This window comes from Motilimonas thetidivivens (assembly GCF_046452435.1).
Taxonomy (GTDB): Bacteria; Pseudomonadota; Gammaproteobacteria; order Enterobacterales; family CBDFNC01; genus Motilimonas.
Genome location: NZ_JBKFDK010000080.1, coordinates 1 through 377, shown reverse-complemented (window position 1 = coordinate 377; position 377 = coordinate 1). Strand labels below are relative to the sequence as shown.

1 pseudogene is annotated in these 377 nt (G+C 46.7%); it reads left to right on the top strand.

Annotated features, from left to right (window positions below):
* A pseudogene (locus tag ACK8OT_RS19330) lies at nucleotides 1-377 on the top strand (hypothetical protein); the annotation flags it as partial.

Below are 377 nucleotides of genomic sequence, written 5' to 3'. Positions count from 1 at the left end.
TGGGAAAAAGCCAATCACCTCAATGAGCTTGATGCCAATGATGCAGGGGCAGATTTTGATAATGATGGTCTAACCAACCTTGAAGAATTCCAACAAGGAACAAACCCTCATCACCCTGACAGTGATATGGATGGCGCCCTTGATGGCGAGGATTTTGCACCAACCAATGCTCAATACAGCCAAGACCAAGACCGTGACGGGCTGCCAAGAAAATGGGAGCTGCAATATAACTTCTACGATCAAAACCCAACCGATGCATTTATCGACAATGACAATGACGGTTTAACGAATCTGGCAGAGTTTACTCTGGGTACTCATCCTCATGATGCAGATACCGACCGAGATGGTGTCCTTGATGGCGATGACATACTGCCACT